Annotated in this window: 18 protein-coding genes; 9 read left to right on the top strand and 9 right to left on the bottom strand. The window is 40.1% G+C overall.

Annotation, left to right across the window (positions count from 1 at the left end):
* Positions 1-287 precede the first annotated feature (287 nt).
* Entirely contained in the window at positions 288-1,232 is a 945-nt protein-coding gene (gene ylqF / locus ABYD77_RS01385; RefSeq protein WP_372766270.1) for a ribosome biogenesis GTPase YlqF, read from the bottom strand.
* An 85-nt stretch (positions 1,233-1,317) separates the two neighbouring features.
* On the opposite strand from ylqF, the gene ABYD77_RS01380 reads away from it, so the two are divergent.
* The 3 genes from ABYD77_RS01380 to ABYD77_RS01370 all read left to right on the top strand — a co-directional run bounded on the left by ABYD77_RS01380 (position 1,318) and on the right by ABYD77_RS01370 (position 3,044).
* The gene (locus tag ABYD77_RS01380) at positions 1,318-1,854 is read left to right on the top strand and encodes a YaeQ family protein (RefSeq protein ID WP_372766268.1); all 537 of its coding nucleotides are present in this window, start codon (positions 1,318-1,320) and stop codon (positions 1,852-1,854) included.
* Between the two features lie 11 nt (positions 1,855-1,865).
* Positions 1,866-2,486 carry an alpha/beta hydrolase gene (locus ABYD77_RS01375; protein WP_372766266.1) on the top strand — a complete coding sequence of 207 codons (621 nt, stop codon included), beginning with the start codon at positions 1,866-1,868 and terminating at the stop codon, positions 2,484-2,486.
* Positions 2,487-2,570: 84 nt separating this feature from the next.
* Positions 2,571-3,044: a Dps family protein gene (locus tag ABYD77_RS01370; protein ID WP_372766264.1), complete on the top strand. Its 474-nt coding sequence runs from the start codon at positions 2,571-2,573 to the stop codon at positions 3,042-3,044.
* A 97-nt stretch (positions 3,045-3,141) separates the two neighbouring features.
* Here the strand turns inward: ABYD77_RS01370 and ABYD77_RS01365 are convergent, their stop codons facing one another.
* From ABYD77_RS01365 to ABYD77_RS01350, 4 genes are all read right to left on the bottom strand, one after another.
* Positions 3,142-3,351 carry a hypothetical protein gene (locus ABYD77_RS01365; RefSeq protein ID WP_372766262.1) on the bottom strand — a complete coding sequence of 70 codons (210 nt, stop codon included), beginning with the start codon at positions 3,349-3,351 and terminating at the stop codon, positions 3,142-3,144.
* Between the two features lie 218 nt (positions 3,352-3,569).
* Positions 3,570-4,304 carry a substrate-binding periplasmic protein gene (locus ABYD77_RS01360; protein ID WP_372766260.1) on the bottom strand — a complete coding sequence of 245 codons (735 nt, stop codon included), beginning with the start codon at positions 4,302-4,304 and terminating at the stop codon, positions 3,570-3,572.
* 166 nt (positions 4,305-4,470) lie between these two features.
* Entirely contained in the window at positions 4,471-5,655 is a 1,185-nt protein-coding gene (locus ABYD77_RS01355) for an ABC transporter permease (RefSeq protein WP_372766258.1), read from the bottom strand.
* Positions 5,648-6,604 carry an ABC transporter ATP-binding protein gene (locus ABYD77_RS01350; RefSeq protein WP_372766256.1) on the bottom strand — a complete coding sequence of 319 codons (957 nt, stop codon included), beginning with the start codon at positions 6,602-6,604 and terminating at the stop codon, positions 5,648-5,650. Before ABYD77_RS01350 ends, ABYD77_RS01355 begins: the two co-directional genes overlap by 8 nt.
* 174 nt (positions 6,605-6,778) lie before the next feature.
* On the opposite strand from ABYD77_RS01350, the gene ABYD77_RS01345 reads away from it, so the two are divergent.
* Both ABYD77_RS01345 and ccoG read left to right on the top strand, forming a co-directional pair.
* Positions 6,779-8,200: a sigma-54 interaction domain-containing protein gene (locus ABYD77_RS01345; protein WP_372766254.1), complete on the top strand. Its 1,422-nt coding sequence runs from the start codon at positions 6,779-6,781 to the stop codon at positions 8,198-8,200.
* Positions 8,201-8,478: 278 nt separating this feature from the next.
* On the top strand, positions 8,479-9,861 hold the full coding sequence (gene ccoG / locus ABYD77_RS01340) for a cytochrome c oxidase accessory protein CcoG (protein ID WP_372766252.1): 1,383 nt from the start codon (positions 8,479-8,481) through the stop codon (positions 9,859-9,861).
* A 283-nt stretch (positions 9,862-10,144) separates the two neighbouring features.
* Here ccoG and ABYD77_RS01335 read toward each other — a convergent pair whose 3' ends face one another.
* Complete coding sequence (locus tag ABYD77_RS01335) at positions 10,145-11,212, bottom strand: ABC transporter substrate-binding protein (protein WP_372766250.1); 1,068 nt, start codon at positions 11,210-11,212, stop codon at positions 10,145-10,147.
* A gap of 248 nt (positions 11,213-11,460) precedes the next feature.
* Positions 11,461-14,649 (bottom strand): amidohydrolase family protein, encoded by a 3,189-nt coding sequence (locus ABYD77_RS01330; protein WP_372766248.1) that lies wholly within the window; start codon positions 14,647-14,649, stop codon positions 11,461-11,463.
* 220 nt (positions 14,650-14,869) lie between these two features.
* Between ABYD77_RS01330 and ABYD77_RS01325 the strand changes: the two genes are divergently transcribed.
* Positions 14,870-15,682, top strand: a complete 813-nt coding sequence (locus ABYD77_RS01325) for a class I SAM-dependent methyltransferase (protein ID WP_372766246.1) — start codon at positions 14,870-14,872, stop codon at positions 15,680-15,682.
* Between the two features lie 268 nt (positions 15,683-15,950).
* Positions 15,951-17,312: a bifunctional UDP-N-acetylglucosamine diphosphorylase/glucosamine-1-phosphate N-acetyltransferase GlmU gene (gene glmU, locus ABYD77_RS01320; RefSeq protein ID WP_372766244.1), complete on the top strand. Its 1,362-nt coding sequence runs from the start codon at positions 15,951-15,953 to the stop codon at positions 17,310-17,312.
* Between the two features lie 23 nt (positions 17,313-17,335).
* Here glmU and ABYD77_RS01315 read toward each other — a convergent pair whose 3' ends face one another.
* Positions 17,336-18,019, bottom strand: coding sequence for a hypothetical protein (locus ABYD77_RS01315; protein ID WP_372766242.1), 684 nt, complete (start codon positions 18,017-18,019; stop codon positions 17,336-17,338).
* Between the two features lie 190 nt (positions 18,020-18,209).
* Here ABYD77_RS01315 and ABYD77_RS01310 point away from each other — a divergent pair, with 190 nt between their 5' ends.
* Positions 18,210-18,974: a DeoR/GlpR family DNA-binding transcription regulator gene (locus tag ABYD77_RS01310; protein ID WP_372766240.1), complete on the top strand. Its 765-nt coding sequence runs from the start codon at positions 18,210-18,212 to the stop codon at positions 18,972-18,974.
* 74 nt (positions 18,975-19,048) lie between these two features.
* Positions 19,049-20,872, top strand: coding sequence for a glutamine--fructose-6-phosphate transaminase (isomerizing) (gene glmS, locus ABYD77_RS01305; RefSeq protein ID WP_372766238.1), 1,824 nt, complete (start codon positions 19,049-19,051; stop codon positions 20,870-20,872).
* Positions 20,873-21,049: 177 nt separating this feature from the next.
* On the opposite strand, the gene ABYD77_RS01300 is transcribed toward glmS, so the two are convergent.
* Complete coding sequence (locus ABYD77_RS01300) at positions 21,050-21,523, bottom strand: hypothetical protein (protein ID WP_372766236.1); 474 nt, start codon at positions 21,521-21,523, stop codon at positions 21,050-21,052.
* Between the last annotated feature and the right edge of the window lie 120 nt (positions 21,524-21,643).

Below are 21,643 nucleotides of genomic sequence, written 5' to 3'. Positions count from 1 at the left end.
AGAATTATTCTCAAAAAGGTGTTGACAGTTTTTTAGATCTAATTGATAATCAATCTCAACAAGGAAGCAGTACACGCACTCACTCTTCTTTGTGTTTCTCGACCCTAGTAGCTTTTTAATAGTGAATTAACAGGCTACGGCTACTAGCAACAGCGCTTCGCGCCCCTGAAGTTACGTTGCTAGTAGCCAATTTATACGAATTACTTGCTACATTGCTCATATCGGTGACGGTAGATATGAAACCAAAAGGCCTCTGACAGAGGCCTTTTTTATTATCATCAAAAATATTAACGACGGTTTTTACGCGCGCGAGCGCGGCGGGCTTTTTTCTCATCTTCACGAGCTTGTTTTTTGGCTTCTGCCTGGGCACGAAGTTCTGCAACTATAATTTCTTCTTCTTCACGCATTTCAGGTGTTTCCATTGAAATACGGCCAATTACAGCATCGCGTAGTTCATTGATTAAGATTTCAGACATTTTATGGGTATCAACCTGATTTCCCGAACGAATACAACCACGTTTACGACCAGCTTGTTCAATAAATTCCCAATCTTGTTCTGGCAACTCATTCATTTTATAGCGCGATTTTAATAATTCAGGATACGCACTCAATAAATACTCTGCAGTATAACTCGCCACTTCTTCATAGTTAATCGCTGTATCACGAATAGCACCCGTTGCAGCTAAACGGTAGCCTGAATGTTCATTTTCAACCTTTGGCCACAACATACCTGGAGTGTCGTACAACATAATACCGTCTTCTAAACGGATTTTTTGCTGTGCTTTAGTCACTGCTGGTTCATTACCCGTTTTGGCTACTACACGGCCAGCAAGTGTATTAATTAATGTTGATTTTCCAACATTAGGAATGCCCATAATCATCGCTTTAATTTGCTTATCAGCTCCCACTTTATGAGGCACTAACTTTTTACATAATTCGTTGATTAAATACACTTCGCTCGATTTGTTGTTATCAAGAGGTAAGGTTTTAACTCCATCTTCACGCTCTAGGTAAGTCATCCACGCTTTGGTCATTTCAGGATCGGCGAGGTCAGCTTTGTTTAAGATTTTAATAACGGGTTTATCACCACGTAGGTCGCCAACCATAGGGTTTTCACTACTGTAAGGAATACGCGCATCCAGCACTTCGATAATCACGTCCATTTGCGGCATGATTTCTTTAATCTCATTACGCGCCTTATTCATATGACCAGGAAACCACTGAATTGCCATTTATTTTCTCCAAAGCATGAAAGTACGCGTATTTTAACTATATTCAGTTACAATAGCAGTAATCTTTCTTATATAAATAATAATTATGGCGTTAAAGGCTTTAGTACATAAGCTCTCGTTAAACCTGAGCGACATGGATAGACACCACTACGGTGATTACAATTTAACGATTGCACAGCACCCTTCTGAAAATGAGCATCGTTTGATGTTACGCATTTTGGCATTTGCATTAAATGCCTCTGATACACTGAGTTTCACCAAGGGTCTGTGTGCTGACGATGAACCCGAAATATGGGAAAAGTCACTCACCGATGACATTGAATTATGGATAGATCTTGGCCTACCGGATGAAAAGCGTTTAAAGAAAGCCTGCAACCAATCGAAACAAGCCATTTTATATACCTATGGCGATGGCGATCAAAAAGTATGGCTGGAGAAACACCAAGGTAAGTTTTTTCAACACCCTAATTTGCGCGTATTTAGTATTCCGTTTGAGCAATCACAACAACTTATTCCTTTGGCAGCAAGGCATATGCAACTTTCAGTTACTGTACAAGACGGTCAAGTCTGGGTCAGTAACGAAACCGATTCAGTGCTAATTGAGCCGATCACCATTTTATAAACTGGCCACCAATGACGATTAAAAAAGTTGTTATTCTGCATGGGTTATATATGTCGGGCTTTGTGATGTTGCCGCTCAGTAAGCGCATTACAAAGCTTGGCTTTAAAACGCTAAATTTAAGCTACCAGAGCTTATCGCCCAATAAAGAAAGTATATTTCAACAAATAGACGAATTTATTGACGGTGAAAGCACTGCATTTGTTTGCCACTCGATGGGAGGGTTAATTGCACGCGCTTACCTTGAAGCGAATAGTCAACAAGCCGTAAATGTGAAAAAAGTGATTACCCTTGGTACCCCTCATAAAGGCGCGGCAATTGCAAAACACATGAAAGAGAAAGGCTTCGAATTATTCTTAAAGAACAGTGTCGAATTTTTGCTTTCCGAAAATCATGATTGGCCCTTTAATGCCAAGCTTTATAGTATTGCAGGCGACCTACCTCTTGGCTTAATGCCGTTAATCAAAAAGAACAGCCAATCTGACGGTACCGTGTTACTTGATGAAACAACTCTGCACGGCATGGCTGAACATAAAGTCTTTCATTTAAGCCACACCAGTTTAATTTATTCACATAAAGTAATGGATTACATCGAATCCATTTTATCATCACAAAAACAGAACACTCCAATCTAATTTAAGTGATTTAAACAATCATCAAGTTACTCGATAATCATCTCATCGAAACAAGTTACTATTATTTTGAACACGAGGTGGGTTATGAAAAACGTTTCAATTATTGGATTAGACAGAGACATCACACATAAATTAGTTGCAGAACTAAATGCCTTATTAAGTAGCTACCAAATTCAATATATGAATGCCCGTGGCTTTCACTGGAATATTAAAGGTGAAAACTTCTTTGAATTACATGCAAAATTTGAAGAAATCTATAATGACTTACTACTTAAAGTAGATGAAATCGCAGAGCGTATTTTAACCTTGGGTGGTGAGCCGTTACACGGCTTTTCTGATTACCTTAATAACAGCAAGATTTCTGAAGCAAAAAATATCAGCGCAGGCCGTGACGCAATTAGCAATTTATTGTCAGGTTTCAGTGAGCTTATCACAGCACAACGAAGCTTACTTTCACTCGCTGGCGATGCCGACGACGAAGGAACTGCTTCACTAATGAGTGATTACATAAAAGAGCAAGAAAAGCTTGTTTGGATGCTAAACGCTTATTTGTATTAAACCCAATTAGCACACAGAGTTAAATGAAAAAAGGCAGCTAACGCTGCCTTTGTCGCAAGTAAAGTAAAACTAATCGGGGGCAATCTGTATTTATCAATTAATGACTCGAATCTTCGTCATGAGATGCAGCATATTTGTACGCTGCAAATGCAATAATAAAGAGTACTAATGGTACCGGTGCTGCAATAATGCCAAATGAACTTGAGTTAGCAATGCTAGCACCCGCTAGGTGACCGACCACTGTAACAACTAATGCTAAGACTGCAATGACGGTTACAATAATTTCTGATTTTTGCACATTTCTCATAACGAAACTCCTTCTATAAATGCGAGATAAATCGGTTGCTTGAAAGAGAGTATGCGCTTGTTTTTCAGTTGAGAATTGACATAAATCAAGTTTACTTATTAACCAAACCACAGCTGAGTTAAAATTTGATTTAGCTCAAAAATTCATCCAAACTTTTTTAAAAAACCCTGTTATTTATGAGCAGATTGCTTAATGAGCCAAATGAAATTACTGAAAAATTAAGAGCACTCATCTTTCAGTCCTTTAATAAGAGAGGGATTATTTGTGAGTAAGTTTTTAATTTTTGATACCAACATTTCCTTTTCTAATCTAATGTGCTTTGAAAATGATAAATAAGTAGCCTCTGAAGATAAAATTTCATTACTTTTATACAACTCAATGCTATTTGAGCTTTTTAAGTCAACCTCAGAATCAGTATGAATAATCCCTTGAATACGCCCCTTTTTCATCAATTCAATTACCGAAGCAATATCAGAAAACCGATATAAATCTATTTTTTTTGTTCTTAAAAGTTGATGTAAATCATCACTAAGGAAAAAGCCAGATTTTGCAGCCATTATAGCCTTTTCTTTTATCAGTTCATCTAAATTGTATTTCCTATGAAGTGTGTATAAAGAAACGGTGACTTCACCTAGTGGGGCGTTTAATAAATAATCGAGAAAAACGGCTCTCTCGCTTCTATAGACAACTCCCACTATCCCGTCTAAATGCCCATTCTTAGTTTTTCTTAATGCTTGTTGTAAGGGCAAAAATTCATACGAAAGGGTGATTCCTAATTTTTCACTAATAGCTCTTAACTGTCTAACGTATATTCCACAAGGAACATCAAGCTCCTCATAGCTAAATGGAGGATACTTTTCGATTAAGCCAAGTGATAATGAATCATGTTTCGCAAACAAATTTTGCGGCAAGCTCCCCAAAAAAACAAAGATTGAAATGATAATTATTCGCATACTTGTTTTTTCATAACAATGGCACTTATGCTAAATTGTAGTTCACTTGAATAACTTTGCCTTGACTGCGAACTCAATTGAAAGCTAAAGCAATCATAAATCGAAATGAGCCCACAGGTTTATTAGTAAATGAAAAGATAATCTCAACTTAGCATTAGCCATGTCACTAGCGCTCAGTTATTCCCCATCCCAACATTTGTCTAAAGCTTGGCTCTTTGCCATACATCACCATGCCCATTTTAAACAAGCGCCCTGCAACACGTCGCATATAAACACACAGTACAAGAGTGAGGATCAGCGATAAAATCGGCTGCCAAATAGCCACATCAACCAATGCCATTTTCACTGGCATAACAGCAAACGCAGTTAGCGGAAAATAACTTAAGAACGTCATTACCCAGCCGCTTGGGCTATCCATTAATACAAACGCCAAAATCATTGGAATTAATGGGATCATCATAAACGATGATTTACCACTGTGATTAGGGTCATCAATTGCTGCTGCTATTGCTGCCATAAATGCAGTACAAAAGTAAAGGCCTAATAATGCGAAAGCTAATACCCAAGGCAATAAAGCCCAATCAATAAAAGATAAATCGAGTGTTTGCCCTTGAATAATCACTTGCATAAATGCAATCCCTAGCAATACCGAAATAACGGTGCTTAACATTGCTTTAAGTGCCAATAATACTTGCCCTAAAACTTTGCCATCAACCCAAGTTTGTGCGCTCATAGTAGCGTAAAGCTGCTCAGTTACACGCTGTTGCTTTTCACCTGTGATTGATACAAAAACCTGTGCAAACGACATAAATATTCCCACCGAAAGCAACACTAATACGCCAACAGCTGTTGATGTAGAATGGTTTTCTTCGCTTTTAATATTTTGGTCAAGGTATACCGTTGTAAGCGTTATAGGGTTATTCAGCAACGCCATTTGTTGTGATGAAAGCGATAATTGTTCACTAACTTTGCTTGCATAGTGCTGTTTTAACGCATTTTGCAATGTTTGTTGCCATGCCATTTTTCCTTTGCTGATAACACCAATACTCACAGGGCTTTGCGATTCATCAATTAATAAAATTGCATCCAAGTCCCCTGCTTTTAAGGCATCATGCAAAGTCTCTTGGTTTTCGTTGGTATTTGTAAAAACATACCCCTCAAGTACCATTTCAAATTCGCTACCAGCAGCCACAGCAATGCGATAATCACTGGTTGTAAAATTAGCAGCCGATTGCCAAAAAAACACCACTAGCGCAATTGCGACCATAATTAACTTGCTGATGATTTCCTGCTTCCACTTAAAAAAGTGCATAAACTCCCATTTGGCAACGTGCATTACTTGGTTATTCATGATTATTCTCCTTTGATAATGCACTACTTTGATGCGATTCAATCGCCTTTAAATACATTTGGTGTAAATCCATATTGCGGCTAGAAATGTGTATCACTTGACCAAGTTTAGGCAGCCTTGCTAGTACCTCATTTACTTGCGACTTATGTTCAAGGCTAACAACCAAGGTGCACTGCTTGTTTAAGCGATAATTAAACTGGCCAAAGTGTACCTGCAATGCCTCAGCATTGAGTTCGCCCGCAAAGCCAACTTCCAACTCTAAAGCACCACCAATATGAGTTCTAATCGCATCCAAAGTGCCATATAGAACGGCTTCACCTTTATTCATTAGCAGCATTCTATCTGCCATTTTTTCTACCATGGCCATTTGGTGCGCACTTAAAATAACTGTCATGCCTTGCTGTCTCAGCTCAGCTAAAAACTGCACTACTTTTTCTTGGTTTATTGGATCTAGCCCTGAGAAAGGTTCATCTAAAATAACAATTTCTGGGTTGTGTAATATTGCAGTGATGAGCTGTATTTTCTGCTGATTACCTTTCGAGAGTGACTTAAGCGGCTCTTTTTCACGGCCTAATAAATCAAATCGTTGCAGCCAGTAATCTATTGTTTGTTTTGCATCTTGCTTACTAACCCCATGCAATGCAGCAAAGTAATGAAGATTCTGCAGCAGTGTTTTTTCACCATAAAGTCCACGGTCTTCTGGTAAATAGCCAAGCTTATTTGCTGGAATTTCACTTAAATAGCGGTTGCCTAATTGAATAGATATTTTTCCGCTATCGGGTTTAGTAAAGCCTACTAACATACGCACAAGTGACGATTTACCTGCACCATTTGGTCCTAACAAGGCAAAAATTTCGCCTTTATTGACTGAAAAGCTTAATTGATTAACAGCTTTTGTTGAGCTGTATTCTTTACTTACCTGTTCAACACATATCATCGGCTGTGTCATATTACGTCCTGCTTTTTCTTATAATTGTCAGTATTTTACGGTCTTGAATAGGAAGAAACAGATCACTCGTCATTTTATATTGCCACTTATCATTTAAATGACGGTTATTGCTTACTGGCAATTTGGCATTAAGCTTGGCACAATTAACCCTCGAAATATCGAGGGTTGTAATTTATGGATAATCTAAAGCACTTGCTCGCCGATTCAGAGCTGTTGTTAAACGCCGTGGGTGAAGGCATTTATGGTTTTGATTTAGAAGGTAAAGCGGTGTTTATCAACCCAGCAGCTGAACGCATGACTGGCTGGCAAGCAGGTGAATTACTTGGTGAGAAAATCCACCAATATCATCATCATAGCCATGCCGATGGCAGCCCTTACCCAGCCCACGAATGTAATATTTACGCGACCATGCAAGATGGCCAAGAACGCAATATTAGCCATGAGGTATTTTGGCGTAAAGATGGTTCTAGCTTCCCTGTAGAATACACCTCAACGCCGGTATATAAAGCCGGAAAAATCATTGGTGCAGTGGCAATTTTCCGCGATGTAACCAAGCAACAAGAAAGTGATCGTGCGCTGCGAGAAGCGTTGGCACAAGTGCAAGCCTTATCAGAGCAATTACAAGCCGAAAATACTTACCTACAAAGTGAAATAGATGAAAATTGGAGCGACTCTGGCTTAGTTGGGCAAAGCCCACGTTTTAAGCAATTACTTGATCAAGTGAGCTTGGTCAGTAAAACCGACAGTACCGTATTGATTTTAGGTGAGAACGGCACAGGTAAAGAACTGATTGCACGTAATATTCACCGCCTTAGCAAGCGTGCTCACAATACCTTAGTAAAAGTAAATTGTGCAGCGTTTACTCCTAGCCTGCTTGAAAGCGAATTATTTGGCCATGAAAAAGGCGCCTTTACCGGCGCGACTGAACGCCGTAAAGGACGCTTTGAACTAGCAGATAAAGGCACATTGTTTTTAGATGAAGTTGGCGAGCTAAGCTTAGAAGCACAAAGCAAACTATTACGTGTGCTACAAGAACAAGAATTTGAGCGCGTTGGTGGCAATCAAACCCTAAAAGTTGATATTCGTGTCATTGCTGCAACCAATAAAGACTTATTAAAAATGGTACAACAAGGCGAGTTCCGTATGGATTTATATTATCGCCTTAATGTATTTCCACTTACCATGCCCGCACTTCGTGAACGCTTTGATGATTTACCTCTGCTATGCCAAAACATCATTGCGGAGCTTGCGCGCAAACTTGGTAAACCTATCAAGGGTATTAGCAAAGCAAGTTTAAAACGCCTTGCTACCTATCATTGGCCTGGCAATATTCGTGAACTGCAAAATGTATTAGAGCGCGAAGTCATTTTAAGCCAAACCTCACTGATTCAAATTAAACACGACTTCCAAGCGAGTTTAGACGCGAGTAATTTTGCTCAGCTGACACTTGCCGAAATGGAAAAGTCGTATATTGAACAAGTGCTAGAACAATGTGCAGGGAAAATTGGTGGAGCAAATGGTGCAGCTAAGTTACTAGATCTTCCCGAAAGTACTTTACGTTCAAAAATGAAAAAACTTGGCATTTCAAGAAACTAACTGGCTGAATTAGCCCTATTACGCACAAAAAATGGACGCTGGTTAATCAGTTTAGCGTCCAGCTTATCTAAATCTCAACTCATCCGTTCATCGTAATTCACCACAAAAACATCGCAAAAACCACGATATATCGCGAACACGCGATATATCGTGCAAACCACATTTACCAAAAGAAAAATAAAACCTTAATTATCAACACTTTAAGCAGCAACAGCTCTTGGCATACTTATTGTTATTAGCGTAGTAAGCATTACGAATATCTACCGTCGAGAAACACTATGAAGTTTGATATCAAAGAAGAAGATCTGATTATTAAGCCCTATAAAACAGAAGGGCCCATTTATGTAAGATCACAAAAAGGAAAATACCAGCAATTGCGCCGCTATATTGGTTGGGCACTAATGTTAGCGTTTATTCTAATCCCGTTTATTCCTTATCATGGCCAACAAGCGATACTGCTTGATATAGGTTCGCAGCAATTCCGCTTTTTTAATACTACTTTGTTTCCACAAGACTTTACCTTGCTGGCGTGGGTTTTTATGGCAGGCGCATTCGCACTGTTTTTTGTAACCACTTGGCTCGGCCGGGTTTGGTGTGGTTATACCTGCCCGCAAACGGTATGGATGATGATGTTTATTTGGGTTGAAGAGAAAGTGGAAGGCAATCGCAATAAGCGTATCAAACTTGATCAATCAAAAATGTCATTCGAAAAATTTCGCAAAAAGACTGTTAAACACCTAATTTGGGGTGCAATTTCATTTTTTACTGCAACCACATTTTTAAGCTATTTTGTTCCAGTTACAGAGCTTTACGGCAACCTAATTTCGCTTGAATGGTCAGGCTTAGTTATGTTTTGGGTTGGCTTATTTACAGTATGTACCTATGGCAATGCAGGTTTTTTAAGAGAAAAAATGTGTATTTATATGTGCCCATATTCACGCTTCCAAGCAGTAATGTTTGATAAGGACACCTATGTTGTTGCCTATGATGATAAACGTGGTGAATCTCGTGGTCGTCGTAAACGTAAAGATGACCCTAAGCAGCTTGGTTTAGGCGATTGTGTTGACTGTAATTTATGCGTTGAAGTATGCCCCGCAGGTATCGATATTCGCAACGGACTACAGTACGAATGCATTAACTGTGGTGCATGTATTGATGCATGCGACGAAACCATGGAGAAGTTTAATTATGAAAAAGGCCTTATTAGCTATACCAGCGAACACCAATTAGCAGGTCAAAAAACGGATAAATTCCGCTTAAAGCTTGTCGGTTATGGCCTCTTCACAGGCCTTGTAATTATTACCATGTTGATATGGATGAATTTACGGGTGCCAATTGAGGCAAGCATTTTACGTGATCGCAATGCACTTTACCGAGTGAATTATGAAGGGCTAACAGAAAATACTTACACCCTTAAGATCACCAATAAAACCCAGAATACTCTGACCTATTCACTGACATTATTGGAAGATTCTCGCTTTACTTTAAATGCACCTCAGCAAATCATCATTGCAGCCGGAGAAATGAGTCAGTTTCCAGTAACCGTGACAGCTGATGCATATGACTTAAAGCAAAAAGTCTCTGAGATTGATTTTAAAGTTCAGGCAACTGAATCACCAGAGATTCAAATTACTAAGCAATCTAAATTCTACAAACCCTAAGCTGTTGTTCACATACAGCTAAGTTCCCTAGCACACAAGGCTCAATCAATTTGGGCCTTTTTTATTAATAATGCTGAAGTGCGCTCAATAATCTTTCCAATCAAGATGGGTAAGCTGGGGTTTTAGAATGAACAAGCAATCAACCATGAATAAAGGAAACAAAAATTTTGATTAGCATAATTGAGATGAAGCTGAGCGCTATTATATACGCGCAATTGTACTTATAGATGCGCTGTGGCAAAGGCACTCTCTTATGACCTCTTTACTTAATAACTGATTTTAACTAGTGAATGGTACTCACTAGATTGACTAAATTAAATTCAAGAGGCTTTTCTGCACCGGCACTAAAGCGAGTAAAGTCGAACTTTTGAAACTGTTGGTTTCTTAACAAAGTAACAAACGCTTCTCTTACACTCGACTCCGAAGACTCAAAAATTGCTAAACGCTGTTTCATTGGTCCAACTAATTTTGGAAATTGATGATAATCATGCAGCATCAGTAATGCTTTGGCACCCAGTGTAACGTGACCACCATAAGAGATATTTAATTGATAACCTTTTGGGTGAACATCCCAATTAATCCCCCCTACCACCACTTTATCTACAAGCTTTAGTTTATTAATTGCCGCCATCGCACCAAAAGCCATTGCATCATTAGCTGCCCAAATAATATCTGCTGGATACCTTGATAGAACACCATAAGTCTTTTCAAAGGCACTGGGCTCAGACCAATTTGCGACTGTGGAGTCAATTAAGGTGACACTTGGGTGTTTTAGCAAAGCCCGTTTTAATCCTTTTTTGCGTTCCTGAGCAGCAGGCGTGTTATAGTCACCGAGTAACGCATACATTTTTAACTGAGGCTTGTTGAATTTACTTGCTTTGGCAATCAAGGTTTCAGCCAGCTTTTCTCCTACCTCTTGATTATTTGGCGACAAGCAACCGATAATTTTATTAGTAAGTGGTTTGGGTAAAGCCTTTTGCTGATCGCGACTGAGTTTATTCAACAGTAAAAACACTTTTATATCGGTATTCACCAATTGACTTAACATATGCGGCAACATTTCTTTTTCATTCACTAAGATCAGGTAATCAGGCTTTAATGAAATGGCCTGATTTACTAGCTGCTTCATAAGAATATGGTTTCGGTCAGCATGAAATGATGTCAGTTGTACATTTAAGTCTTCAGCTGCTGCCATCATAAAACGGTTTACATTGGGCCAAAAATCCCCAGAATCATTGGTAGATTCTGAGCCTGGATTAATAAAAACCACTTTCATTTTTGCGTGGCTAGCAAAGCTAAATACACAGCTAAAGAAAATAAAAATAAACAATATGCGCACTAAATTTTTCATTTTCACACAACACTTTTCTAATGCTAGATGGTCATCATTAGATAACGTAAACAAAAATAAAGCTTTAAGTTCTCAACAACTCAGAGCCGCTAGCCGATGTAACTTATTTCTCAACTATAGTCATTTAATTTGCCATTACCAAAGAGAACAACGATGCATTTATATCAAAAAGTTACTTTCTTCTTCCATATCGCAATAAAAAAGGCTGAACCTAAGTTCAGCCTTTTAATATTCAATTTGCTTAAAGCTTATTTTTCAAAATACAGCTTTTCGCGTTTTTTCTTACCCACTTCGTTCATCGTTGCAGTATCGAATAAACGGCCGTTGATCATGGTATGCGTTACTTTATCAGTATCGCGAATATTTTCTAACGGGTTGCCATCGATCACCATTAAGTCAGCAAGTTTACCCACTTCAAGTGAACCAATGTGTTTATCTAAACCAAAGTGCGTTGCAGGGTCAATTGTTGCAGTGCGGATCACTTCCAATGGTGCCATACCACCTTGCGCGAACATCCACATTTCCCAATGAGCAGCTAAACCTTCACGTTGACCGTGTGCACCAATATTCACTAACACACCTAAGTCTTGTAGTTCTTTCGAAACACGCGCGTTGTTTACGTGGTTATAGTGATGATCCGGCGCTTTCACACGACGCATTGAGCGTGGTAACAACTTATTCTTTGGTACATACTTAGACAGAATAGGATGCGCCCATACATCTGTTTTGTCATACCAGTAGTTTTCACCCCAAATACCCCCGTAAGCTACACCTAGCGTTGGCGTGTAGCCTACCTTAGTTTGGCTCCATAACTGCTTTATATCATCATAAATATTTGCTACAGGGATTGAGTGCTCTACCCCTGTGTGACCATCAACCACCATGGTTAGGTTGTGCTGAAGTAATGAACCACCTTCTGGCACCACCATCATGCCTAATTCACGCGCTGCCTGCACGACCTGTTGGCGCTGATTTCGGCGCGGTTGGTTATATGATTTAACACTAATAGCACCGACTTTTTGCAGGCGCTCAATGTGGAATTTAGCATCGTCAAGGCTATCAACATGGCTGGTGTAACCCGGCATGTTGGCACCATATAAAATGGTACCCGTTGAGAAGATACGCGGTGCCACAATTTTACCCGCTTTTTGCATTTCACTCGCGGCAAACACTTCGGTTGTGTCGTTTGATGGGTCATGAATTGTCGTAACACCAAAAGCAAGGCCCGCTAAGTTTTCCCAGTTTTGCTGTGGGATAATTTCATTTGAACCTTGTGAGCCGTGCGCATGGGCATCAACTAAACCAGGCATAATGGTTTTGCCATTCATCTCAATAATTAATGCATCATTTGGCACCGTTACATCCGCCAAAGTGCCAACTGCTTTAATGTGTTTACCGTCGGTAACGATAGCACCATTTTCAATGACTTCATCACCTTTCATGGTAATGATGCGTGCGCCAGTCAGTGCAATTACCCCTTTTGGCGCATCCATTTTTTGCTTAAAGCCGATATTTTGGCCGTTTTCAACTTTAAACGACTTTGTCTCGTCTTTAGCAATATCAAACACACCGTTTAGGTCTGCATGATAAAGCTCAGGACCAAGCGACCAATAAAGCTTATCTGCTGCTGTGTTCCAGCTAATATTTTCACCAGCACGTACTGATAACTGCTCAATTGGGAATTGGCTGTCTTTTGGACCAATATTGATGGTTTTACCGCGCTCAACAAAAGGCGTTACAAATACTTTAAAGCGCTCTGCAAAGGCCAAGTATTTACCATCTGGTGATACACGGAATTCAGTCGCATGTTTAGACTCGTAAAGTTTACGCTCTTTTTTAGTTTCTAGCTCTACCACTGACAGTGAAGGTGTAGGCCATGCTTGCATCACATAAATACGGTCATTCTTAGCCCCAAATTGTGGTTGAATACCATTTTTAGTAATGAATTCTTCCTTACCACCTTTACTGCTAACCGCATAAATACCAGGCTCTACAGAATAACTCGGATCTAAAATAGAACCGCCTGTAATTTTACGATATACCACTGTCTCGCCATTTGGGCTAAACGTTGGCTCAACATATTTACCTTTGGTTTCAACTACTTCTTTACCACGACCAGAACGCGTTGAAACAACGCGAATAGTACCTTGTTCGCTATCGTCCCACGTTGCATACACGATTCGCTTACCATCACGAGAGAATGATGGGAAGAATTCAAAATGATCGTTTTGTTTGGTTAAACGTCTTACTTGGCCAGACTCTAAATCACGCTTATAAATATGGCCCATCGCTTCAAAAATCGCAGTCTCACCATCAGGAGAAACCTGTACATTGCGAAGCATTTTTACGTCAAATTCTTTGGTATCAAGATTTTGAGCAACACGAAGTGCTGTTTGTAGTTTTTTGCTAGTTTCTACTTCAAATGGAATGTCGCTTACTTTTTTGCTTTCAACATCCAGCTTATGAATTTTACCACCCGCCCAGAAGATCAGCTGTTCGTTATCTGGCGTCCATGCAATCGAGGTGTAAACACCATGAATTGCCCATGTTTCTTGCATATCACGCTCAAGCGCACCATACAGTTTGGTATGTTCGCCCGTTGCAAAGTCATATACATAAAGGCTTGATTGGAAATCATCACGCTTAACATACGCTAGCTTTTTACCATCTGGTGATGGTGTTGGACGAATTGCACCACCCATGCCTTCAATAATGCTTTCTATTTCACCTGTTTCACGATCGTAGCGTTTAATTTTATAAATGCCGGCAACAGAATCTTTTGAATAGTGGAATGTTTTACCTGGTGTCGCATCTTGCGAAAAATAAACATAACGGCCATCTGGTGAAAATGCTGGCTCACCAAGATCTTTTTGGTCGTTAGCGCGCTTAGTTAGCTGAACGCCCTTACCACCGGCTTTGTGATAAAGCCAAACTTCGCCAGCACCAAGAGAACGTGTGCCCGTAAAATGTTTACGCGCAGCGATAAAGTCACCGTCTGGGCTCCACACTGGGCTGTTTAATAAACGGAATGTTTCGTTGGTTACCGCAACTTGCTCTGAACCATCAATATTCATAACCCAAATATTGTCGCCACCACCTTGGTCTGAGGTAAACGCGATTTTTTTACCATCAGGGCTAAAGCGTGGTTGCATTTGCCATGGAATATCTGACGTTAACTTGGTTGCCTTACCGCCTGAAATTGGCATTGTGTAAATATCACCAAGTAGGTCGAATGCTAAAGTTTTGCCATCAGGGCTGATATCTACATTCATCCAAGTACCTTGCTGTACTTTGATGTTTGCATCTAAAAATTCACCTTGTGGCGCTTCAACTTGCCACTCTTTTTTCTCTTCTTTTTTTGCTTCTTCAGCGCTTACATGCGAACACAGCGCCAAGCCCACTGCCATCGCAAGTGAGGTTTTTAAAATTTGTTTCATCTGGGAGTCTTCTTGTTGTCACGTTTATTCTGTAATGAATTGAAACAAAATAGCGTTTAATTAGCTAGTTTGCGTGAGTTAAAACCACTTAAAAATTCGATTAAAAAACTATCAACAACCAAATTGGAAATATTTTGCAACAAGTTCGCTCGCAAAATGCTTAAACATTCAACAGTTTTATGATTATCTTGTACTGATAAATTATATTTAGGGACTAAAAATGAAAACGATACTAAACCTAGCCATTACAGCGGCAATTGCAGCAAGTTCAATCACCGCCGTGCACGCAACCACATTACAAGAAGCTGTAAAAAGCGAAGTGCGTAGCGATAAAAACAAATCTCGTGACGAATTCCGTAACCCACAACAAACACTTAACTTTTTCGGTTTAACTGAAGATATGACAGTGGTTGAGATCTGGCCTGGAGGCGGCTGGTATACAGAAGTTATCTCCCCTATCGTGGCTGAAAAAGGTAAGTTTGTTGCAGCGCACTTCCCATCAGGTACAGATGTAGGTTACTTCAATAAACACTTACCTAAGTATCAAGCAAAAATTAAAAATACGCCTGTGCTGAGCAAAACTGAAATCACCGAATTTCATCCTAAATTTAGCCCTGAAATGGCACCAGCTGGCAGTGCCGATATGGTGCTAACATTCCGTAACTTGCATAATTTTTACATGACAAGTGATGAAATGATGCAAATTACATTAGATTCTGCATTTAAAGCGCTTAAACCTGGTGGTGTGCTAGGTGTGGTAGATCATAAACTACCTGAAAACCTCGATGCTGAAGCGTTTCGTCAGTCAGGTTATATCAAACAAAGTGTTGTTGAAGCTGCCGCTAAAAAAGCAGGCTTTAAGTTAGTTGCAAGCTCAGATGTTAATGCCAACCCACTTGACCAAGCTCAATACGAAAAAGGCGTTTGGACATTACCACCGACTCTGGCACTCGGCGATAAAGATAAGGCGAAATACTTAGCCATTGGTGAAAGTAACCGTTTTACGCTTAAATTTGTTAAGCCAACCTTGTAATTTACCTCTCGTATATCTAACGAAATAATTACACACCTCATATAACAAGCACTTAATACTAAGTGCTTGTTTGCTTTTCTTTTCGCAATTAATTGTGTTTTGTCATTTTATCTAACTATAAATACAGGTTAAAATATCCGCCGTTTTGACAACCAAACATGAAAAAGTACTCAGCTTTTTTAGTTGAGTTTAATCAGCACAGGGAGTGGGTTTATTTAACGTATATCATGTGGCGTTGTTATCGATGTGAAAAAAGGAAATTAAATAAATGGCACTAACCACTGTAATTCTCGCTGCGGGCAAAGGCACTCGCATGCGCTCAAAACTTCCAAAAGTCCTACACCCTGTAGCCAATAAACCTATGGTGCAACACGTTATTGATAACGCATTATCGCTTGGCGCTAAAACCACTAATTTAGTATACGGCCACGGTGGTGAATTACTGCAAGAGCACCTAGCGCACAACGATGTGAACTGGGTATTACAAGCTGAGCAACTTGGTACGGGGCACGCGGTGGCGCAGGCAAAAGAGTATATCGCCAATGACGATACCGTATTAATTCTTTATGGCGACGTACCGCTTACCAAAAAATCAACACTTGAAGCACTTCTTGAAGTAACACCAAGTAAAGGCCTTGCAATTTTAACCGTCGATTTAGAAGACCCAACAGGTTATGGCCGTATTGAACGCAAAAACGGCAGTATTGTAGGTATTGTTGAACAAAAAGATGCCAACCCAGAGCAACTCAAAATCACCGAAATTAACTCAGGTATTATGGCAGTTAACGGCGGTTTGTTACGCGATTGGTTAGGCCGCTTATCAAATAATAATGCACAAGGCGAATACTACCTAACTGATATCGTAGCGATGGCGCACACTGATGGCGTTGAAATTACATCAGCCCAACCAAGCGATTTAATGGAAGTTGAAGGTGCCAATAATCGCGTACAACTAGCGACATTAGAACGCGCCTATCAAGCATGGCAAGCTGAAGATTTAATGCTAAATGGTGCAAGTTTAGCTGACCCTGCACGTATTGATATACGCGGTGAAGTAACTACAGGTCAAGACGTACAAATCGATGTGAACGTCATTTTCGAAGGCAAAGTAGTACTTGGCGACGATGTTGTTATTGGCCCGAACTGCGTGCTAAAAGACTGCGAAATTGGCGATGGTGTTGTGATCAAAGCTAACTCAATTGTTGAAGAAGCAAAAGTGGCAGCTAAATGTACGCTAGGCCCATTTGCACGCCTTCGCCCAGGTGCGATTATGGAAGAAGATTCGCACATTGGTAACTTTGTCGAAATGAAAAAAACCCGTTTAGGTAAAGGTTCTAAAGCTAACCATCTAACTTACCTGGGCGATACAGAAGTTGGCGAAAAAGTAAATATTGGTGCAGGCACCATCACCTGCAACTACGACGGTGTAAACAAATCTAAAACCATTATCGGCGATAACGCGTTTATTGGTTCAAACAGCTCGCTTGTGGCACCTGTTGAAATAGGTCAAACAGCCACCATTGGCGCAGGCTCAGTAGTTACAGCCAATGTTGCGGATCAGCAGCTAGCTGTATCACGCGCAAAACAACGCAACATTGATGGTTGGCAGCGCCCTCGAAAGAAAGGCTAAGAGCAACAACATTAACAAAGCCGCTAATTTGCGGCTTTTTTTGTTTCTACGGGTGTGGTTTTTACGATGGATTTTGATTCGACAATTGCAGGACACATTGCAACTTCTTGCGTATCACCTTTGCCATTACTGATATAACAATTTTCAAGTAATGAGCAGTAACACACCTCAATTTTTACTTTAAAGCGTTTTTTATCGAGTACTTGCCAAAATTTCTCGTTATATTTGGTTTTTTCAAATGCTAATAGATTAAGCGAGTCCCCCGGTGGCACCAATGCGTTTTGCGCAAATGAGGTGGTGATCCAGCCAAATTCTTTAAAGAAATTTACCTTTGGTGACTTCTTTTGCAGTTCTTGCAGCGCCGTTTCATAGGCCTTAATGTCAAAACAACATGCAGTAATAAAGTCATAAACATCGTAATATTCTTTATCTTTGTATTTATATTTTAAGTACTTAACAAGGGCTGGCCCTGCTCCTGAGTTTTTTAAGGTAAAGGTAATCTCTTGACTGCGTTTTTCCAAATTGGCATTGCCAGACACAAACTGCATCCAAGGCCAAGTAGCTGCCTTTACCTGCTTTTCAGCAGCATTCGCTTGTAAAAACGTCGCATAAAAAGACGCTGCTGAAATAATAATAGCGCACAACGCTAGGAATAAATTGACCTTATCTTGAGAAAAATGGATTTTAGATTTTGCTTTTTCGCTCATTGTATCTTGTTGTTTTTATGTACGCTTTATGCACTATAAATAAATCACAAAGCAACTACAACAAGGACATATTGCCAATTGTTACAGCATAGCTATCTGGCTTTTTGATCCTGCGGAAATAATAATCGCTTGCTTAAAAACAAGTTTCAATTAAAATAGCATAACTTTCGAAACGAAACTTATTAACAAAATGACGAAACGTAACACCCAACAAAGACGCCATACTATTTTGCAGCAAGTAAATGAACTTGGTGAAGTCAGCGTTGAACAGCTCGCTGAACAATTTGCAACGTCAGAAGTTACGATTCGTAAAGATCTAACCGCGCTTGAGCAAAGCGGCCTACTACTGCGCCGTTATGGTGGTGCAATGGCATTACCGCAAGAGATCGTTGCAAATAGCGATGAGAAGCTCGATCCAATTCGCAAAATGCAAATAGCAAAAGCCGCTGCCAACCTCATTAAAGATCATAACCGTATTATTATTGATAGCGGCCGCACTACAGCAGCGATGATCCCTGAGCTTTCTCTCAAACGCGGCTTAGTCGTCATGACCAACGCTATTAACGTCGCTAACCGGTTGCTTTCATTAGAAAATGAGCCAACGTTATTAATGCCTGGCGGCACTTGGGATCCACACTCGGAATCCTTTCAGGGGCAAGTTGCCGAGCATGTTGTGCGCTCTTACGACTTCGATCAACTGTTTATTGGTGCCGATGGCATTGATATTGATAGGGGTACTACTACATTCAATGAATTGATCGGTTTGAGTCGTGTAATGGCTGATTCTGCAAGAGAAGTAATTGTGCTTGTTGAATCAAACAAGATTGGTAAGAAAATACCGAATTTAGAAATACCGTGGCAGCAAGTGAATTATTTAGTAACGGATGATGGCTTAGACGACAACACTAAGCAGGCAATTGAACAACATCAAGTTACTGTTATTTGCGCCAAGTAACGCATTTACAGGTTCCGACAACAAACCTGTAATCCATTTAACGCTCACATACCGTGCAATTTAAGGAGATTATTATGTGTGGCATTGTTGGCGCTGTGGCAGAACGCCCAGTTAACCGAATTTTAATTGAAGGCCTAAAGCGCCTTGAATACCGTGGCTACGATTCAGCTGGTGTTGCATTAGGCAACAACGATAAAGCACTTAATACTGTTAAAGCAGTAGGTAAAGTTGCAAACCTCGATGCAGCACTTACGGCTGCGAATGTAAAAGGCACAACAGGTATCGCGCATACCCGCTGGGCAACTCATGGCAGCGTGACTGAAGCCAATGCACACCCGCATATTTCGAGTCAGCAGCTTGCGCTTGTGCACAACGGTATTATTGAAAACCACGAAAAACTGCGTACTCAGCTGCGAGGCGACGGTTACGAGTTTTTATCTGATACCGATACAGAAGTGATGGTGCATAAAATCCACCAGCTACGTCAAAGCCATGATTCACTTTTAGCATCAGTGCAAGCGGCAGTTAAAGAGTTTGAAGGTGCTTACGGCACAGTGGTTTTTGATAAAGAAAATCCAAATGAAATTATTGTGGCTCGCTCTGGTAGCCCACTTGTGATTGGTTTAGGTTTAGGTGAAAACTTTATTGCATCAGACCAACTCGCATTACTGCCAGTAACGCGCAGCTTTATCTTTTTAGAAGAAGGCGACGTTGCCCGTATCACCCGTGATTCAGTTGAAATCTACGATATCGAAGGTAACGCTGTTGAACGCGACGTGGTTGAATCTAACATCACCCAAGATGCGTCAGGCAAAGGTGAGTACCGTCACTACATGCTGAAAGAAATCTACGAGCAGCCTGTCGCTGTACGAAACACCCTAGAAGCTCGTATTGATGGCGATAAAGTCGCGGTTGATGCATTTGGCGATACGGCATCGGATATTTTCAAGCAAGTAAAGCATGTGCAAATTATTGCCTGCGGTACGTCATACCACTCAGGTATGGTTGCGCGCTATTGGTTAGAACAATACGCAGGTGTTAGCTGTAATGTTGAAATTGCCTCTGAGTTTCGCTATCGCAAATCGTTTATTCATGAAAACAGCCTACTCGTAACCATTTCACAATCAGGTGAAACAGCCGACACCTTAGCTGCACTACGCCTAGCTAAAGAACAGGGCTACATGAGTTCAATGACAATTTGTAACGTACCTGGCAGCTCACTAGTGCGCGAATCAGATATTGCGTTTATGACTAAGGCCGGTGCTGAAATTGGTGTTGCGTCAACCAAAGCCTTTACTACTCAGCTTGTTGGCTTACTTATGCTAGTTGCATCTATTGCACAAGAAAAAGGTCACCCACAAGCAGAAATTGTCAATGCTATTAAATCACTGCCAAACAAGCTTGAAGAGTCACTGTCTCTTGCAGAAGGCATTGAAGACCTAGCAGAAGAGTTTGCAGATAAGCACCATGCGCTTTTCTTAGGTCGTGGTGATCAATACCCAATCGCAATGGAAGGTGCACTCAAGCTAAAAGAGATCTCGTATATTCACGCTGAAGCCTATGCAGCAGGTGAGTTAAAACACGGTCCATTAGCGCTTATTGATGCCGATATGCCAATCATTGTTGTTGCACCAAATAACGAACTACTGGAAAAGCTTAAATCAAACGTTGAAGAAGTACGTGCACGCGGTGGTATTATTTACGTATTCGCTGATAAAGCATCAGAGTTTGTCTCAGATGAGACAATGCGTGTTATTAACGTCAATCAAGTTGACGATGTACTGGCACCAATTGTGTACACCATTCCACTGCAATTACTGTCTTACTATGTAGCAGTAATTAAAGGTACCGATGTTGACCAACCGCGTAACTTAGCTAAGTCTGTTACTGTAGAATGATGAGACCTAATCTTTAACTCTGTTGTAGATTCTGAATAAAGTTGGAAACGTCTAAATAAAGATGGAAACAACAGGACAAAGTTGGAATCTTAACTTAACAGCGATGCTCACACGGTCACATAATGTGGCCGTGTCTATTACTAAAATCACCTTATATTTAAGTATGGGTAGCTTTTTCTAAGCTATATCTTCCCTGAGGAGATAACCAGTAATGGAATATTGTTCTACTAAAAAGTCTAGAACTATCATTGCTTGTGCTTTTAAGCTTGGGGTTTGTCTCACTTTGTCATGATTTTTGAATAAATACTTTCTCATATACCTTTCTAAATAAAATAATGTATTTCCAGATTTGTCTTGTGTTAAGTCTATATCAAAGGCTTTAATGGCATTACTTATCCAGTAAATACCATCATCTAAAAATTCACCTCCAATACCACAAAGTAGTTTGCTGATACTGTAGATAAAAGAAGATTCTCCTCCTATCGCAGTGCTTAGTTCATAAAAAAACTCTTTATTTTCCGATGAAAATGTATGCCATGCTGTAGCTTCACTCTTCCAAGGAATTCTAGCAAACAAGTAGGATTCGATTACACGTTCTTTATCATGTCGCCAATTTTGACATGTAGTGGCATAGTTAATTTGGCCACCCATTAAGAAAGAAATGTTATGCTATTGAGTATACAAATTTGGGTGAAAAAATGACGAAGTTAAAACGCGCAACCTATTCTGCTGCAATCAAATTAGAAACACCTCAGCTTGTAGTAGACCAAG

The organism is Pseudoalteromonas sp. (assembly GCF_041629635.1).
Taxonomy (GTDB): Bacteria; Pseudomonadota; Gammaproteobacteria; order Enterobacterales; family Alteromonadaceae; genus Pseudoalteromonas.
This window is presented reverse-complemented; position numbering and strand designations above follow the sequence as displayed.

Coding starts and splice junctions, on each gene's coding strand:
- ABYD77_RS01355 (WP_372766258.1), bottom strand. CDS start 5,655: ATGAATAACCAAGTAATGCACGTTGCCAAATGGGAGTTTATGCACTTT.
- glmS (WP_372766238.1), top strand. CDS start 19,049: ATGTGTGGCATTGTTGGCGCTGTGGCAGAACGCCCAGTTAACCGAATT.
- ABYD77_RS01335 (WP_372766250.1), bottom strand. CDS start 11,212: ATGAAAAATTTAGTGCGCATATTGTTTATTTTTATTTTCTTTAGCTGT.
- ABYD77_RS01375 (WP_372766266.1), top strand. CDS start 1,866: ATGACGATTAAAAAAGTTGTTATTCTGCATGGGTTATATATGTCGGGC.
- ylqF (WP_372766270.1), bottom strand. CDS start 1,232: ATGGCAATTCAGTGGTTTCCTGGTCATATGAATAAGGCGCGTAATGAG.
- ABYD77_RS01360 (WP_372766260.1), bottom strand. CDS start 4,304: ATGCGAATAATTATCATTTCAATCTTTGTTTTTTTGGGGAGCTTGCCG.
- ABYD77_RS01325 (WP_372766246.1), top strand. CDS start 14,870: ATGAAAACGATACTAAACCTAGCCATTACAGCGGCAATTGCAGCAAGT.
- ABYD77_RS01345 (WP_372766254.1), top strand. CDS start 6,779: ATGGATAATCTAAAGCACTTGCTCGCCGATTCAGAGCTGTTGTTAAAC.
- ABYD77_RS01370 (WP_372766264.1), top strand. CDS start 2,571: ATGAAAAACGTTTCAATTATTGGATTAGACAGAGACATCACACATAAA.
- ccoG (WP_372766252.1), top strand. CDS start 8,479: ATGAAGTTTGATATCAAAGAAGAAGATCTGATTATTAAGCCCTATAAA.
- ABYD77_RS01365 (WP_372766262.1), bottom strand. CDS start 3,351: ATGAGAAATGTGCAAAAATCAGAAATTATTGTAACCGTCATTGCAGTC.
- ABYD77_RS01315 (WP_372766242.1), bottom strand. CDS start 18,019: ATGAGCGAAAAAGCAAAATCTAAAATCCATTTTTCTCAAGATAAGGTC.
- ABYD77_RS01330 (WP_372766248.1), bottom strand. CDS start 14,649: ATGAAACAAATTTTAAAAACCTCACTTGCGATGGCAGTGGGCTTGGCG.
- ABYD77_RS01310 (WP_372766240.1), top strand. CDS start 18,210: ATGACGAAACGTAACACCCAACAAAGACGCCATACTATTTTGCAGCAA.
- ABYD77_RS01380 (WP_372766268.1), top strand. CDS start 1,318: ATGGCGTTAAAGGCTTTAGTACATAAGCTCTCGTTAAACCTGAGCGAC.
- ABYD77_RS01300 (WP_372766236.1), bottom strand. CDS start 21,523: ATGGGTGGCCAAATTAACTATGCCACTACATGTCAAAATTGGCGACAT.
- glmU (WP_372766244.1), top strand. CDS start 15,951: ATGGCACTAACCACTGTAATTCTCGCTGCGGGCAAAGGCACTCGCATG.
- ABYD77_RS01350 (WP_372766256.1), bottom strand. CDS start 6,604: ATGACACAGCCGATGATATGTGTTGAACAGGTAAGTAAAGAATACAGC.